This is a genomic window from Escherichia sp. MOD1-EC5990 (genome assembly GCF_002965285.1).
Classification (GTDB): Bacteria; Pseudomonadota; Gammaproteobacteria; order Enterobacterales; family Enterobacteriaceae; genus Escherichia; species Escherichia coli_F.
In genome coordinates this window covers 19,314-35,295 of sequence record NZ_PTRV01000001.1, presented here as the reverse complement: position 1 = coordinate 35,295, position 15,982 = coordinate 19,314, and the positions used below count along the sequence as shown (strand labels likewise).

The window sequence follows — 15,982 nt, the reverse complement described above, 5'->3', positions numbered from 1 at the left end:
GCTTATATACTCGTGTCTTTGCTAACAGCAACCAGACGGATTTCATGTACCAACCTGTCGCTCTATTTATTGGCCTGCGTTACATGCGTGGGCGTGCAGCGGATCGCTTCGGTCGCTTCGTCTCCTGGCTTTCTACCATCGGCATTACCCTCGGGGTGATGGCGCTGGTCACAGTATTGTCAGTGATGAACGGCTTTGAGCGCGAGCTGCAAAACAACATCCTTGGCCTGATGCCACAGGCAATTCTCTCTTCTGAGCATGGCTCTCTTAACCCGCAGCAACTCCCGGAAACGGCAGTCAAACTGGACGGCGTTAATCGCGTCGCACCTATTACTACCGGTGATGTGGTACTGCAAAGCGCGCGCAGCGTGGCGGTCGGGGTGATGCTGGGTATCGACCCGGCGCAAAAAGATCCACTCACGCCGTATCTGGTCAATGTGAAACAAGCTGATCTCGAACCGGGGAAATATAATGTCATTCTCGGCGAACAACTTGCCTCACAGTTAGGTGTCAATCGCGGTGATCAAATCCGCGTGATGGTGCCGTCTGCCAGCCAGTTCACGCCGATGGGGCGTATTCCAAGCCAGCGCCTGTTCAATGTGATTGGCACTTTCGCCGCCAACAGTGAAGTCGATGGCTATGAAATGCTGGTGAATATTGAGGATGCCTCGCGTCTGATGCGTTATCCGGCAGGTAATATCACTGGCTGGCGTTTGTGGCTGGATGAGCCGCTGAAAGTTGATTCTTTAAGCCAGCAAAAACTGCCTGAAGGCAGCAAATGGCAGGACTGGCGTGATCGTAAAGGCGAGCTGTTCCAGGCCGTACGCATGGAAAAAAATATGATGGGCTTGCTGCTGAGCCTGATTGTTGCCGTAGCGGCGTTTAACATTATTACCTCGCTAGGGCTGATGGTGATGGAGAAGCAGGGCGAAGTAGCGATCCTGCAAACGCAAGGCTTAACTCCGCGACAAATCATGATGGTCTTTATGGTGCAAGGGGCAAGCGCCGGGATTATCGGTGCGATCCTCGGAGCGGCGCTTGGTGCACTGCTTGCCAGCCAGTTGAATAATCTGATGCCGATAATCGGCGTCCTGCTTGATGGCGCGGCACTGCCAGTCGCTATCGAACCTTTACAGGTCATTGTTATTGCGCTGGTGGCGATGGCTATCGCGCTGCTGTCTACGCTTTACCCTTCATGGCGCGCTGCCGCCACTCAACCCGCTGAGGCTTTACGTTATGAATAAGATCCTGTTGCAATGCGACAACCTGTGCAAACGCTATCAGGAAGGCAGTGTGCAAACCGATGTACTGCACAATGTCAGTTTCAGCGTCGGCGAAGGTGAAATGATGGCGATCGTCGGTAGCTCTGGTTCTGGTAAAAGTACCTTGCTGCACCTGCTGGGCGGGCTGGATACGCCAACCTCCGGCGATGTGATCTTTAACGGTCAACCGATGAGCAAACTGTCTTCGGCGGCGAAAGCAGAGCTGCGCAACCAGAAGCTGGGCTTTATTTATCAGTTTCACCACCTGCTGCCGGATTTTACCGCCCTGGAAAACGTGGCTATGCCACTGCTGATTGGCAAGAAAAAGCCCGCTGAAATCAACAGCCGTGCGCTGGAGATGTTAAAAGCGGTGGGGCTGGAGCATCGTGCGAATCACCGCCCATCTGAACTTTCTGGCGGTGAGCGCCAGCGTGTGGCGATTGCCCGTGCGCTGGTCAATAACCCGCGGCTGGTACTGGCGGATGAACCTACCGGTAACCTTGACGCACGTAACGCCGACAGCATCTTCCAGTTGCTTGGGGAGTTGAATCGTTTGCAGGGTACCGCCTTCCTGGTGGTTACTCACGATCTGCAACTGGCGAAACGTATGAGCCGCCAACTGGAAATGCGTGATGGACGTCTGACGGCGGAACTGAGCCTGATGGGGGCGGAGTAATGGCGATGCCTTTATCGTTATTGATTGGCCTGCGTTTTAGTCGCGGACGGCGACGCGGCGGCATGGTGTCGCTGATCTCCGTCATTTCTACCATTGGCATTGCCCTCGGCGTGGCGGTATTGATCGTCGGCTTAAGCGCGATGAACGGCTTTGAACGCGAACTGAACAACCGCATTCTGGCGGTGGTGCCGCATGGCGAAATTGAGGCGGTGGATCAGCCGTGGACTAACTGGCAAGAAGCCCTGGATAACGTGCAAAAAGTGCCGGGTATTGCCGCTGCCGCGCCGTATATCAATTTCACCGGGCTGGTGGAAAGTGGTGCCAATCTGCGCGCAATTCAGGTCAAGGGCGTTAACCCGCAACAGGAACAGCGTTTGAGCGCATTACCCTCATTTGTCCAGGACGATGCGTGGAGCAATTTTAAAGCAGGTGAACAGCAAATTATCATCGGCAAAGGCGTGGCGGATGCGCTGAAAGTGAAGCAGGGCGATTGGGTGTCGATTATGATCCCCAACTCGAATCCCGAGCATAAACTGATGCAGCCAAAACGCGTGCGTTTGCACGTTGCCGGTATTTTGCAGTTGAGTGGCCAACTCGATCACAGTTTTGCCATGATCCCGCTGGCGGATGCCCAACAATATCTTGATATGGGTTCCAGCGTGTCAGGTATTGCCCTTAAAATGACGGATGTTTTCAACGCCAATAAGCTGGTACGCGATGCGGGTGAAGTGACCAACAGCTATGTTTATATTAAAAGCTGGATTGGTACTTACGGCTATATGTATCGCGATATCCAGATGATCCGCGCCATTATGTATCTGGCGATGGTACTGGTGATTGGCGTGGCCTGTTTCAACATCGTCTCTACCTTAGTGATGGCGGTGAAAGACAAGAGTGGCGATATCGCAGTATTAAGAACGCTGGGGGCGAAAGATGGTTTAATTCGCGCCATCTTTGTCTGGTATGGATTGCTGGCAGGGCTGTTCGGCAGCCTGTGTGGGGTGATTATCGGCGTGGTGGTTTCACTGCAACTTACCCCGATTATTGAGTGGATTGAAAAGCTGATTGGTCATCAGTTCCTCTCCAGCGATATCTATTTTATTGACTTCCTGCCATCGGAATTGCACTGGCTGGACGTCTTCTACGTACTGGTCACAGCATTGTTGCTGAGTCTTTTGGCAAGTTGGTATCCGGCGCGGCGCGCCAGTAATATTGACCCTGCGCGAGTCCTTAGCGGCCAGTAAAGGCAGTACATTAAAACAAGGAGCGGCAATGTATTACGGGTTTGATATTGGTGGAACAAAAATTGCGCTTGGCGTGTTTGATAGCGGTCGGCAGTTGCAGTGGGAAAAGCGGGTGCCGACACCGCGTGACAGCTATGACGCATTTCTAGATGCAGTGTGCGAGCTGGTGGCTGAAGCCGATAAGCGTTTTGGCTGTAAAGGTTCTGTAGGCATCGGTATTCCGGGAATGCCGGAAACAGAAGATGGTACGCTGTATGCCGCCAATGTCCCTGCTGCCAGCGGTAAACCGCTGCGTGCCGACCTGAGCGCACGTCTTGATCGCGATGTACGCCTTGATAACGATGCCAACTGTTTTGCACTTTCTGAAGCATGGGATGATGAATTTACTCAATATCCACTGGTGATGGGGTTGATTCTCGGCACCGGCGTTGGCGGCGGGCTGATTTTCAACGGTAAACCGATTACCGGTAAAAGCTACATTACCGGCGAGTTTGGCCATATGCGTCTGCCGGTTGATGCATTAACCATGATGGGGCTGGATTTCCCGTTACGCCGCTGCGGCTGTGGTCAGCATGGCTGCATTGAAAATTATCTGTCTGGTCGCGGTTTTGCGTGGCTGTATCAACACTATTATCATCAACCGTTGCAGGCTCCCGAAATTATTGCGCTTTATGATCAAGGCGATGAGCAGGCAAGGGCGCACGTTGAGCGTTATCTGGATTTATTAGCGGTTTGTCTGGGAAATATCCTGACCATTGTTGACCCTGACCTGGTCGTCATTGGTGGTGGCTTATCGAATTTCCTGGCAATCACAACGCAACTGGCGGACAGGCTGCCTCGTCATCTCTTACCTGTCGCTCGTGTTCCGCGCATTGAACGCGCGCGCCACGGTGATGCGGGAGGAATGCGTGGTGCGGCTTTCCTACATCTAACCGATTAAACAACAGAGGTTGCTATGCTGTCGCGTCGGGGTCATCGGTTAAGTCGTTTTCGTAAAAATAAACGCCGCCTGCGCGAGCGTTTGCGTCAGCGTATTTTTTTCAGAGATAAAGTGGTGCCGGAAGCAATGGAAAAACCAAGAGTACTCGTACTGACAGGGGCAGGGATTTCTGCGGAATCAGGTATTCGTACCTTTCGCGCCGCAGATGGCCTGTGGGAAGAACATCGGGTTGAAGATGTGGCAACGCCGGAAGGTTTCGATCGCGATCCTGAACTGGTGCAAGCGTTTTATAACGCCCGTCGTCGACAGCTACAGCAGCCAGAAATTCAGCCTAACGCCGCGCATCTTGCGCTAGCTAAACTGCAAGATGCTCTCGGCGATCGCTTTTTGCTGGTGACGCAGAATATCGACAACCTGCATGAACGCGCAGGTAATACCAATGTTATTCATATGCATGGGGAACTGCTGAAAGTTCGCTGTTCGCAAAGTGGTCAGGTTCTCGACTGGACCGGAGACGTCACGCCAGAAGACAAATGTCATTGCTGCCAGTTCCCGGCTCCGCTGCGCCCACACGTAGTATGGTTTGGCGAAATGCCACTCGGCATGGATGAAATTTATATGGCGCTGTCGATGGCCGATATTTTCATTGCTATTGGCACATCAGGGCATGTTTATCCAGCTGCTGGGTTTGTCCACGAAGCGAAGCTGCATGGCGCGCATACGGTTGAACTCAATCTCGAACCGAGCCAGGTCGGTAATGAATTTGCCGAGAAATATTACGGCCCGGCAAGCCAGGTGGTGCCAGAGTTTGTTGAAAAGTTGCTGAAGGGCTTATAAAGCAGGAAGCATTGCCTGATGCGCTACGCTTATCAGGCCTACGAGCGGACCACAATACCGACGAAAGAGCGGGATAAAACTTTACTGTCCTGACTCCTTAGCCACATCCTTGCTAAATAAAAAACGGGCGGTAATACCACCGCCCGTTTGCTGAATTAACGTCCTGCTTTCAGCTTCTGATAATACTCTTCATAAATGCTGCTGGCTGCGCCAACGTCATTCTGCCATTCGCCATTTTTAATGGTTTCAGCATCCGGGTAGAGCGTCTTGTCGTTCGCTATTTCCGGGCTTAACAGCTTACGCGCGGCGAGGTTTGGCGTTGGATAACCGATAGTTTCAGCAACCTGTTTTGCCACATCCGGGCGCAGCAGGAAGTTGATCAATTTCAGCGCGCCTTCTTTGTTTTTGGCATTTGCCGGGATCGCCAGGCTGTCCATCCAGAAAATGCCGCCTTCTTTCGGCCACACTACGTCAATTGGCGTACCCGCCTGGCGTGCAACGAAAGCAGAACCGTTCCAGATCATGCCGAGGTTAACTTCGCCTTCCATATACGGGTTCGCCGGGTTATCGGAGTTAAACGCCGCGACGTTTGGCATCAGTTTTTTCAGCTCGTTGTATGCAGCTTCAATCTCTTTCGGATCGGTGGTGTTACCGGAGTAGCCCAGCTTACGCAGCGCCATCTGGAACACTTCACGGGCATCGTCGGTCAGCAGCAGGCTGCCTTTGTACTCAGGTTTCCACAGATCGGCCCAGCTGGTGACAGATTTCGGATCCACCGCATCACCGTTAACGCCAATCGCCGTCGCACCCCAGATATACGGAATGGAATAGTCGTTATTCGGGTCAAACGGCTTGTTGAGCATGTCTGGATCGAGGTTGCTGAAATTGCTTAACTTCGACTTGTCGATCTTCTGGATCATCCCTTCTTTACGCATTTTATCGACGTAATAGGTTGAAGGAACCACCAGGTCATAGGCACCGTCTTTGTACGTTTTCAGCTTCGCGTACATGGTTTCGTTCGACTCGTAAGTCGAATAGATAACCTTAATACCGGTTTCTTTGGTGAACTGTTCAAGCAGTCCTGGCGGCACGTACTCGGTCCAGTTGTAGAAATACAGCGTGTTGTTGTCATCGGCGTGAGCGGCGCTCATGCCCAGTGCCAGAGCACCCGCCGCGAGCAGGTGGCGTGACCATTTTTTCATTTAACGTCCCCTGTGTTACCTTTCGTTTTATCACGAGCAATAAGCTGGCTGGCAATTACCATCACCAGCGACAGCACCAGTAATATGGTTGCCAGCGCGTTAACTTCCGGCGATACGCCGACTTTGACCATCGAATAAATTTTTAACGGCAGAATTTCATAGCTTGGTCCGGTGACGAACGAAGAAACTACTACATCGTCCATCGACAGGGTAAAGCTTAACACCCAGCCCGCCGCCACCGCAGGCATTGCCAGTGGCAGAATGATTTTTCGCAGAATGGTAAATTCGCTGGCACCGAGATCTTTCGCCGCTTCCAGCATTCGCACATCAAAACCTTTCAGGCGCGAATACACCGTCACCACCACAAACGGCAGGCAGAAGGTGATATGCGAGAACAGCAGCGACCAGAAGCCAAGCTGAATACCCAGCAGCATAAACAGCACCAGCAGCGAAATCGCCATCACAATATCTGGCGACATCATCACCACAAACAGCATTCCGCTAACGAACGGCTTACCACGAAAGCGATAACGGTACAACGCAACTGCCGTCAGTGAACCGATAAGCGTAGCAAACGTCGCCGAAAACACCGCCATCGTCAGTGAATGCTGAGCTGCCTGCAACAGACTGTCGTTGTTCATCAGCAGGCTATACCATTTGGTGGTAAAACCCTGCCAGTTGATGCCAAAGCGCGAGCTGTTGAAAGAGTTCACAATCAAAATAATGATTGGGATATACAGGTACGCGTAGATAGCGGTCATAAAACCGCCGCGAAGCAGTCGACCGATCATTCGAGTTCCACCTTCTTATTCAGCAGACGAGAAGCGCGCCAGTAAACCAGCAACATCAGGCCCATTACGATAGTCAGCGTAATGCTGGTGGCTGCACCAAACGGCCAGTCACGAATATTGAGGAACTGTACCTTGATGACGTTACCGATCAGCAGGTTTTTCGCACCGCCCATCAGGTCGGACACATAGAACAGGCCCATCGCTGGCAGCATTACCAGCAGACATCCGGCAATAATTCCCGGCATCGTCAGTGGGATAATGATGCGGATAAAGGTCTGCAACTTGCTGGCACCGAGATCGCGCGCCGCCTCCAGCAACGGCTTATCCAGTTTTTCGATACTGGAGTACAGCGGCATCACCATAAACGGCAGCAGAATGTAAACCAGACCGATAATCACCGCACTGGGTGTGAACATAATGCGAATTGGTGTATCGATAATACCCAACCAGAGCAAAAACTCGTTGAGATAGCCTTTGGTACTGAGGAAAATTTTCAGCCCATAGATACGAATCAATGAGTTGGTCCAGAAGGGAACAATCAGCAGAAACAGCAGCAGCGGACGCACCTTGTGTGGCAGCTTCGCCAGAAACCAGGCAAAAGGATAGCCCAGCACCAGGCAGGCGAGGGTGGCGATCAGCGCCATATTCAGCGAGTGCAATAGCACTTCAAAATAGAGCGGATCGAGCAGACGTGTGTAGTTATCCAGCGTAAAGACCATTTTGACGAAACTGGCGTCGTCGCGGGTCAAAAAGCTGGTGCCGATGATCATCAGGTTGGGCAGAAAGACAAACAACACAAGCCAACCGACAATAGTGACAATCACTACATTCTGGAACTTACTTGTGTTCTTCATCAGCCAGTACGACCTCCCAGCTTTCTACCCAATTAATGGCCATTTTTTGGTCGAGAGAGTGGTCAAAGTCAGGATCGTCTTCATTGAAGAATTCGCTGACCATCACCATCTTGCCATTTTCCAGTTCAACAACCGACTCCAGCGTCATGCCTTTGTAGTTACGCTCGCGAACATAACCAATCAGGCCTTCAGCGTGGTTATCGTCGTTAATCTCTTCAACGCGTAAGTCTTCAGGACGTAGCAGAACATGCAGTTTTTGCCCTGGCTCAACGGCGAAGTTAACGTAGATATTACACTCGCGGCCTTCAACGTTGGCGCGTACGCGCTGCTCGTCGAGACGTTCGATGACCGTGGCATTAAACATATTGATTTCACCGATAAACCCAGCAACAAACAGGTTTTTCGGCTCTTCGTAGATTTCACGCGGCGTGCCGTCTTGCTCAATGCGACCATCGCGCATCACCACAATCCTGTCCGACATGGTAAGTGCTTCTTCCTGGTCGTGAGTTACGAACACGAATGTAATGCCAAGCTTACGCTGTAACGCTTTCAGCTCGTTCTGCATTTGCTTGCGCAGTTTGTAATCCAGCGCTGAGAGCGACTCATCCAGCAACAACAGACGAGGCTTGTTAACCACCGCGCGGGCAATGGCAACGCGTTGCTGTTGACCGCCAGAGAGCTGATGCGGTTTGCGTTGAGCGAAGGTTTCCAGCTGCACCATCCGCAGGGCTTCCATCACGCGGGGCGTAATTTCAGCAGCGGGGGTTTTTTGCATGCGCAACCCAAAGGCCACATTTTCGAACACGGTCATGTGGGGGAAAAGTGCGTAGCTTTGGAAAACAGTGTTCACATAGCGGTTTTCCGCCGGAACGTGGGTGATGTCCTCGTTATCCAGCATGATGCGTCCGGAATCAACAGTTTCCAGACCTGCAATCAGGCGAAGAACGGTTGTTTTACCGCAGCCAGAAGGGCCAAGCAGCGTGAGGAACTCGCCATTGTTGATAGTCAGATCCAGCTGGGGAATGACCTCTTTACCATCAAAGCATTTGCGAATTCCCGCCAATTGCACCAGCGGTGAAAGCGAACTCGGTTGTTTATTCAATTTTTTACTCTGTCCCATGTAAACGCAACGGATGGCTTACCGATGCGGGGTTTGTGGTTAACCACCTTGGTGACTCTTAATGAGGGCGGTAATTCTACGGCAAACCGCTTGAATCGCCAATCTTTGTTGTGAATTACTGGCTTAGCTTTATATTCATTAAGGTAATGCTGATAAATATTCCCGCTTGCAGGGGTAAAAGTGACCTGACGCAATATTTGTCTTTTCTTGCTTCTTAATAATGTTGTCACAAAAAGTGAGGGTGACTACATGGATAAACTACTTGAGCGATTTTTGAACTACGTGTCTCTGGATACCCAATCAAAAGCGGGGGTGAGACAGGTTCCCAGCACGGAAGGCCAATGGAAGTTATTGCATCTGCTGAAAGAGCAGCTCGAAGAGATGGGGCTTATCAATGTGACCTTAAGTGAGAAGGGCACGTTGATGGCGACGTTACCGGCTAACGTCCCTGGCGATATCCCGGCGATTGGCTTTATTTCTCATGTGGATACCTCACCGGATTGCAGCGGCAAAAATGTGAATCCGCAAATTGTTGAAAACTATCGCGGTGGCGATATTGCGCTGGGTATCGGCGATGAAGTTTTATCACCGGTTATGTTCCCGGTGCTGCATCAGCTACTGGGTCAGACGCTGATTACCACCGATGGTAAAACCTTGTTAGGTGCCGATGACAAAGCAGGTATTGCAGAAATCATGACCGCGCTGGCGGTATTACAACAAAAAAACATTCCGCATGGTGATATTCGCGTCGCCTTTACCCCGGATGAAGAAGTGGGCAAAGGGGCGAAACATTTTGATGTTGACGCCTTCGATGCCCGCTGGGCTTACACCGTTGATGGTGGTGGCGTAGGCGAATTGGAGTTTGAAAACTTCAACGCCGCGTCGGTCAATATCAAAATTGTCGGTAACAATGTTCACCCGGGCACGGCGAAAGGAGTGATGGTAAATGCGCTTTCGCTGGCGGCACGTATTCATGCGGAAGTTCCGGCAAATGAAAGCCCGGAAATGACAGAAGGCTATGAAGGTTTCTATCACCTGGCGAGCATGAAAGGCACCGTTGAACGGGCCGATATGCACTACATCATCCGTGATTTCGACCGTAAACAGTTTGAAGCGCGTAAACGTAAAATGATGGAGATCGCCAAAAAAGTGGGCAAAGGGTTACATCCTGATTGCTACATTGAACTGGTGATTGAAGATAGTTACTACAATATGCGCGAGAAAGTGGTTGAGCATCCGCATATTCTCGATATCGCCCAGCAGGCGATGCGTGACTGCGATATTGAACCGGAACTGAAACCGATCCGCGGTGGTACCGACGGCGCGCAGTTGTCGTTTATGGGATTACCGTGTCCGAACCTGTTCACTGGCGGTTACAACTATCATGGTAAACATGAGTTTGTGACACTGGAAGGTATGGAAAAAGCAGTGCAGGTGATTGTCCGTATTGCCGAGTTAACGGCGCAACGCAAGTAACCGGAAAAGGATGCGGCATGTAATGCCGCATCCGACTTGAATTTAAACTTACCCTTCGAAGAACCAGTATCCGCTATTGACCAGCGCCGCGAGCATTGCGAGGAATGACGGATCTTCCAGCGCATCGCCAAAATTCTCCGCGGTCAGCGCAATGTTGCTGGCGAGCGCATCCAGTGCCGGACGGTGCGGGGAATCGATCTTCTCACCATTGGCATACACGTCGTCGCCAATGCGCAATACGCGCAGACCACCCAGGCGCACCAGCACATCACCTTGTTTCAGCGCATCGTAGATTTCATCCGGCTGATAAGGCGGCTCTGGCGGCGCGATATCCAGTTCATGGCGTGACTGGGATATAAACTCCCCAAACCACTGTTTAAAGTGTTCCGGCTGGTTGATCAATTCAAGCATCATCTCACGCAGTTTATCCATCTCTTGCGGTAGAACGTCCGCAGGATGAGCGCGAGGTGGAACATCAGGATCGCTGTAGTAGTTGCCGCCCAGTTCACGTTGCAGCACATAATCGGCAAATCCGCTAATCAGTTCCCGCGTATTTGGCGCGCGAAAACCCACGGAATAGTTCATCGCATTTTCCAACGCGTAGCCTTCATGCGGGAATCCTGGCGGAATATAAAGAATATCGCCAGGCTCCAGTTCTTCATCAATGATGGCTTCGAACGGATCGACCTGTAACAGATCCGGGTGCGGGCAGTGCTGTTTCATTTGCAGCTTTTCGCCCACTCGCCAGCGACGACGTCCGGTACCCTGAATGATAAACACGTCGTACTGATCGAGATGTGGGCCGACGCCGCCGCCAGGTACGGAAAAAGAGATCATCAGGTCATCAATACGCCAGTCCGGCAGTTCACGGAACGGCCGCATCAGCGAGGCGCTCGGCTCATGCCAGTGGTTCACTGCCTGTACCAGTAACGACCAGTTGGTTTCACCGAGATGATCGTAGCTTTCGAACGGGCCGTGGCTGACCTGCCATTTGCCATCCTGGTGACTGACCAGTCGACTGTCGACTTCGCTTTCCATCGCCAGACCCGCCAACTCGTCTGGAGAGATCGGGTCAATAAAATTATTAAAGCCGCGTTTTAACACCACCGGGCGTTTCTGCCAGTGACGTTCAAGAAAATCGGGCCAGTTAAGAGTGAGTTGGTATTCCATGTTAAGCATCCACAGGCTGGTATCTGCAACCGATTATAACGGATGCTTAACGTAATGCGTGAAGTATGGACATATTTATTCATCTTTCGGCGCAGAATGCTGGCGGCCAAAAATCACCTCCATCCGCGCACCGCCCAGCATGCTCTCTCCGGCGACGATTTTACCCTCATACTGCTCGGTGATTTCGCGGGCTACCGCCAGCCCTACACCTTGCCCAGGGCGTAAAGTATCAACCCGTTGACCACGGTCGAAAATGACCTCTCGCTTGCTTAATGGAATACCGGGGCCATCATCCTCGACCACAATATAGAGATGCTCGTCGGTTTGCCTTGCAGAAATTTCGACAAACTCGAGGCAATATTTACAGGCGTTATCCAGCACGTTGCCCATCACCTCGACAAAATCGTTCTGCTCACCAACAAAGCTGATCTCTGGTGAAATATCGAGAGAGATATTGACCCCTTTGCGTTGATACACTTTGTTCAGCGCCGAGGTGAGATTGTCCAACAGAGGGGCGACCGGATGCAGCTCGCGGCTAAGCAATGTCCCACCGCGCATACTGGCACGATGCAGGTAGTAGCCAATTTGCTGTGAAATGCGGCTGATTTGCTCCAGCATCACCGGCTCAGCATCACTGACGCTCATCTTCTCACTACGCAGAGAACGCAGCGTACTTTGCAGCACCGCCAGTGGCGTTTTCAGACTATGGGTCAGGTCGGTGAGCGTCGTACGATATTTGTCGTAACGTTCGCGTTCACTTTTTAACAGTCGGTTCAGGTTTCGTACCAGACTGGTCAGTTCTCGCGTTGTGGCTGGATTGAGCAATTCGCGGTTATGTTCTTCCAGTTCGCGGACTTCTTTTGCCAGGGCTTCGATGGGGCGTAAACTCCACCAGGCGGCGACCCACAGCAGCGGGATCACTAACAGCAGATTGGCTGAGAGCACATAGATAAACCAGCTCCAGACCATATAGGAACTTTTTAGCTCCACCGGAATGGTATCCACCACCACAATGGTTAACTTTGGCATCCGCGATGTTGCCGGGTAGACGTTTACCGCCACCGAGTGGGTCATCTCCGCGTCGTCATCATCTTCCCGCACTTCCTGCAACTGTTGCTGTATTGAATGATCTCCACTCAGTAACAGGCTGGTGTCGTTAACATCCGCTTCAATTTCATGAAAACCATTCGATTTCAGCCAGTCAGGCTGGATCATTTTCATCAGCCAGGGCACGTCACGTTGCGCCCATAAAAGCTGCCCGTTCTCATCATAAATTAGCGTCATGGTGGGGCTTTGCTTGTCGATATTTTCGGGTAACTCGACATGCAATTTATTATTTTCCCACTTCGCAAGGGTATAGAACAGATTGCTCTCGCCACGTAACAGCCGAAACGTGGTTTTATCGAAACTGACGCTATAACCGATCAGCGCAACCATTCCGTAGGCAAGCGAAAGCACCAATACTACTGCTGCCGTTGCTAACAGAAAACGGACCCGCAGCGAGAGCGGGAAAAAAAGACGCAGTAATTTTTTCATCAGCGCAATTCGAACAAGTAGCCCTGGCCGCGAACGGTGGTAATCACTTCTTGCGGATATTGTGCCTGAATTTTTTTGCGCAGACGTCCCATCAGTACATCAATGGTATGGCTTTCCCGCAGCTCCGCATCCGGATAGAGTTGTAGCATTAACGAATCTTTGCTGACCACTTTGCCATTATTGCGTATCAACGTTTCCATAATGGTGTATTCGAACGCGGTCAGTTTGATCACTTCGTCATTAATGGATAACTCACGGCGGGAGAGATCAACCTGAAACGGTGGCAGCGAAATTACCTGGGAAGCCAGACCGCTATTACGCCGCATTAATGCCTGCATTCGCGCCATCACCTCTTCAATATGAAACGGTTTAGTCACGTAATCATCAGCACCGGCACTTAATACTTCGACTTTGTCCTGCCAGCTTTCACGGGCGGTTAATACCAGAATCGGCAGTGAAACATCATTACTGCGCCAGCGGCGAATCAATGACAGACCGTCCTCGTCAGGCAAACCGAGATCGACAATCGCAATATCCGGTAAATGCTCATTGAGATAATAATCGGCTTCTTTGGCATCTTCTGCGTCATCGACCTGATGACCAGCATCCTGAATCTGAACTTTAAGATGGTGACGTAACAACGCATTGTCTTCAACAACCAGTACGCGCATTTTTCATTCTCCCTGTTTTAATTATTAAAATAGTGTAACGCGATTATGTCGTTATGGGGGTAAACATTAAATAAACCAGCGGGGAGGGGAGGTAAAGAGAAAAAATAAAAAGCGGATAATCTTAATAAGCAGGCCGGACAGCATCGCCATCCGGCACTGATTTGAGGCTTATTTCAGCTCATCAACCATGGTGATGGCGCGGCCAATGTAGTTTGCCGGCGTCATCGCTTTCAGGCGGGCTTTTTCTTCTTCTGGCAGTGCCAGACCGTCGATAAATTGCTTCATGCCTTCGGCGTCAACGCGCTTACCGCGAGTCAGCTCTTTCAGCTTTTCGTACGGTTTTTCGATGCCATAGCGACGCATAACTGTCTGGATTGGCTCAGCCAGCACTTCCCAGTTGTGATCCAGTTCCTCCAGCAGATGGTCACGGTTCACTTCCAGTTTGCTCACGCCTTTCAGGGTGGATTGATACGCAATCAGCGCATAACCGATACCCACGCCGAGGTTACGCAGCACGGTGGAGTCGGTCAGGTCACGCTGCCAGCGGGAAACCGGCAGTTTGCTTGCCAGGTGCTGCAACACCGCGTTGGAAAGCCCCAGGTTACCTTCGGAGTTTTCGAAGTCAATCGGGTTAACTTTATGCGGCATGGTGGAAGAACCAATCTCACCAGCAATGGTTTTCTGTTTGAAGTGGTTAAGGGCGATATAACCCCAGACGTCACGGTCGAAGTCGATCAGAATGGTGTTGAAACGCGCAACGCAATCAAACAGTTCGGCAATATAGTCGTGTGGTTCGATCTGGGTGGTGTACGGGTTCCACTGAATACCCAGCGAGGTGACGAACTCTTCGCTGAACTGATGCCAGTCAACTTCCGGGTAAGCCGCGATGTGGGCATTATAGTTGCCGACAGCGCCGTTGATTTTGCCGAGGATCTCCACCTGATTAAGCTGGCGGTACTGACGTTCCATGCGGTAGGCAACGTTTGCCATCTCTTTACCGATGGTTGACGGCGTGGCTGGCTGACCGTGGGTACGGGACAGCAGCGGGATATCGCGATACTGAACGGCGAGATCTTTAATGCCATCAATCAGTTGACGCCAGTATGGCAGGATCACTTCATCACGCGCGGTTTTCAGCATCAACGCGTGGGAGAGGTTATTGATATCTTCCGAAGTACAGGCAAAGTGGATGAATTCAGAAACTGCGTGCAGTTCCGGGATATCGGCCACTTTTTCTTTCAGGAAATACTCAACCGCTTTAACGTCGTGGTTAGTGGTACGCTCGATGGTTTTGATGCGTGCTGCATCTTCTTCGCTGAAACTGGCGACAATTGTATCAAGGTAACCGATTGCGTCGGCAGCAAAAGCAGGAACTTCCTTGATCGCTGCGTGCGCGGCCAGTTTTTGCAGCCAACGTACTTCAACTTGTACACGGAATTTCAGCAAACCATATTCGCTGAAAATCCCGCGCAGCGCGCTGACTTTATCGCCGTAGCGTCCATCGACAGGGGAAACGGCGGTCAGTGAGGATAATTCCATAGATCACAACTCCGGGGTTAAATGAGCAAGAATTTGTTTTGCCTGAGTGGTCAGGCGATTACGAGAAAACATCAGTTGTAGACGTCCGCCGCCGACCTGGTGCCAGAGCACGGCGGCGCGAATGCCTGCCAGCAGGGTGGCGCGGACTTTCGCCTGCACCTGTGGGCTTTGCAGTACAGCAGGAGATCCGGTGACCTGAATGCGCGGGCCTAGCGGGCTAATCACATCAACATAAATAGCGGCCATCGCGCTCATCAGCGTTTCGGACTGTAGATCGAAGTGTTCGAGCTGACGTTGCAGGCCGTTGATGCGGTTGCCCAGAGTGTCGAGCGCACCTTTCGCTGAGGAGAGTTTGCGCTCAAGCACCATCAGGCTGAGTGTGTAGCGGGTTAACTCCGCGTTTAAGCCCTGGCGACTGCTGGCGTTGAGCACGCCGAGCAATGTTTCCAGCCCGACGCGCAGGTTAGCTTCGCTGCCACCAAAAACCGCCAGCGTGGAGCTGGGGTTCATATCGATAATACTGTTGAGTGAGACGTGTAGCGCATCGGCATCACAATGCCCCTGGTGAGCGAGTTGTTGCACCAGGCGTGCCGACTGACAAATACCGGCCAGGGCGAGGGTGATGTCATAGTAATTCTTTGCCACGTTCACTGCTTCCTTGTTT

15 protein-coding genes are annotated in these 15,982 nt (G+C 51.6%); 6 read left to right on the top strand and 9 right to left on the bottom strand.

Features of this window, described 5'->3' with window-relative positions:
* Positions 1–44 precede the first annotated feature (44 nt).
* The 5 genes from lolC to cobB are packed head-to-tail and all read left to right on the top strand — an operon-like array spanning position 45 to position 4,959.
* Positions 45–1,244, top strand: a complete 1,200-nt coding sequence (gene lolC / locus BEB42_RS00205) for a lipoprotein-releasing ABC transporter permease subunit LolC (protein WP_000284708.1) — start codon at positions 45–47, stop codon at positions 1,242–1,244.
* Positions 1,237–1,938: a lipoprotein-releasing ABC transporter ATP-binding protein LolD gene (gene lolD, locus BEB42_RS00200; RefSeq protein ID WP_001033695.1), complete on the top strand. Its 702-nt coding sequence runs from the start codon at positions 1,237–1,239 to the stop codon at positions 1,936–1,938. The genes lolC and lolD overlap by 8 nt, the downstream gene beginning before the upstream one ends.
* Positions 1,938–3,182, top strand: coding sequence for a lipoprotein-releasing ABC transporter permease subunit LolE (lolE, locus tag BEB42_RS00195; protein WP_001251354.1), 1,245 nt, complete (start codon positions 1,938–1,940; stop codon positions 3,180–3,182). The genes lolD and lolE overlap by 1 nt, the downstream gene beginning before the upstream one ends.
* A 28-nt stretch (positions 3,183–3,210) precedes the next feature.
* Positions 3,211–4,122, top strand: a complete 912-nt coding sequence (nagK, locus tag BEB42_RS00190) for an N-acetylglucosamine kinase (RefSeq protein ID WP_000291247.1) — start codon at positions 3,211–3,213, stop codon at positions 4,120–4,122.
* 15 nt (positions 4,123–4,137) lie between these two features.
* On the top strand, positions 4,138–4,959 hold the full coding sequence (gene cobB / locus BEB42_RS00185) for a Sir2 family NAD+-dependent deacetylase (protein WP_000952736.1): 822 nt from the start codon (positions 4,138–4,140) through the stop codon (positions 4,957–4,959).
* Between the two features lie 155 nt (positions 4,960–5,114).
* Here the strand turns inward: cobB and potD are convergent, their stop codons facing one another.
* Genes potD through potA form a run of 4 tightly spaced genes read right to left on the bottom strand, consistent with a single transcriptional unit; the run spans position 5,115 to position 8,926 of the window.
* Positions 5,115–6,161: a spermidine/putrescine ABC transporter substrate-binding protein PotD gene (potD, locus tag BEB42_RS00175; protein ID WP_000759307.1), complete on the bottom strand. Its 1,047-nt coding sequence runs from the start codon at positions 6,159–6,161 to the stop codon at positions 5,115–5,117.
* Positions 6,158–6,952: a spermidine/putrescine ABC transporter permease PotC gene (gene potC, locus BEB42_RS00170; RefSeq protein WP_000580316.1), complete on the bottom strand. Its 795-nt coding sequence runs from the start codon at positions 6,950–6,952 to the stop codon at positions 6,158–6,160. Before potC ends, potD begins: the two co-directional genes overlap by 4 nt.
* Positions 6,949–7,806, bottom strand: a complete 858-nt coding sequence (gene potB / locus BEB42_RS00165; protein ID WP_000799396.1) for a spermidine/putrescine ABC transporter permease PotB — start codon at positions 7,804–7,806, stop codon at positions 6,949–6,951. Before potB ends, potC begins: the two co-directional genes overlap by 4 nt.
* Positions 7,790–8,926 (bottom strand): spermidine/putrescine ABC transporter ATP-binding protein PotA, encoded by a 1,137-nt coding sequence (gene potA, locus BEB42_RS00160; protein ID WP_000531594.1) that lies wholly within the window; start codon positions 8,924–8,926, stop codon positions 7,790–7,792. The genes potB and potA overlap by 17 nt, the downstream gene beginning before the upstream one ends.
* A gap of 249 nt (positions 8,927–9,175) precedes the next feature.
* Here potA and pepT point away from each other — a divergent pair, with 249 nt between their 5' ends.
* The gene (gene pepT / locus BEB42_RS00150) at positions 9,176–10,402 is read left to right on the top strand and encodes a peptidase T (RefSeq protein WP_000359451.1); all 1,227 of its coding nucleotides are present in this window, start codon (positions 9,176–9,178) and stop codon (positions 10,400–10,402) included.
* A gap of 48 nt (positions 10,403–10,450) precedes the next feature.
* On the opposite strand, the gene roxA is transcribed toward pepT, so the two are convergent.
* The 5 genes from roxA to hflD all read right to left on the bottom strand — a co-directional run bounded on the left by roxA (position 10,451) and on the right by hflD (position 15,963).
* Positions 10,451–11,572, bottom strand: a complete 1,122-nt coding sequence (roxA, locus tag BEB42_RS00145) for a [50S ribosomal protein L16]-arginine 3-hydroxylase (RefSeq protein WP_001353283.1) — start codon at positions 11,570–11,572, stop codon at positions 10,451–10,453.
* Positions 11,573–11,647: 75 nt separating this feature from the next.
* Positions 11,648–13,108: a two-component system sensor histidine kinase PhoQ gene (gene phoQ / locus BEB42_RS00140; RefSeq protein ID WP_000735412.1), complete on the bottom strand. Its 1,461-nt coding sequence runs from the start codon at positions 13,106–13,108 to the stop codon at positions 11,648–11,650.
* Positions 13,108–13,779 carry a two-component system response regulator PhoP gene (gene phoP, locus BEB42_RS00135; protein WP_001265481.1) on the bottom strand — a complete coding sequence of 224 codons (672 nt, stop codon included), beginning with the start codon at positions 13,777–13,779 and terminating at the stop codon, positions 13,108–13,110. The genes phoQ and phoP overlap by 1 nt, the downstream gene beginning before the upstream one ends.
* A gap of 168 nt (positions 13,780–13,947) precedes the next feature.
* Positions 13,948–15,318 carry an adenylosuccinate lyase gene (gene purB, locus BEB42_RS00130; protein WP_000423751.1) on the bottom strand — a complete coding sequence of 457 codons (1,371 nt, stop codon included), beginning with the start codon at positions 15,316–15,318 and terminating at the stop codon, positions 13,948–13,950.
* Positions 15,319–15,321: 3 nt separating this feature from the next.
* Complete coding sequence (gene hflD, locus BEB42_RS00125; protein ID WP_001297479.1) at positions 15,322–15,963, bottom strand: high frequency lysogenization protein HflD; 642 nt, start codon at positions 15,961–15,963, stop codon at positions 15,322–15,324.
* Positions 15,964–15,982: the final 19 nt, after the last annotated feature.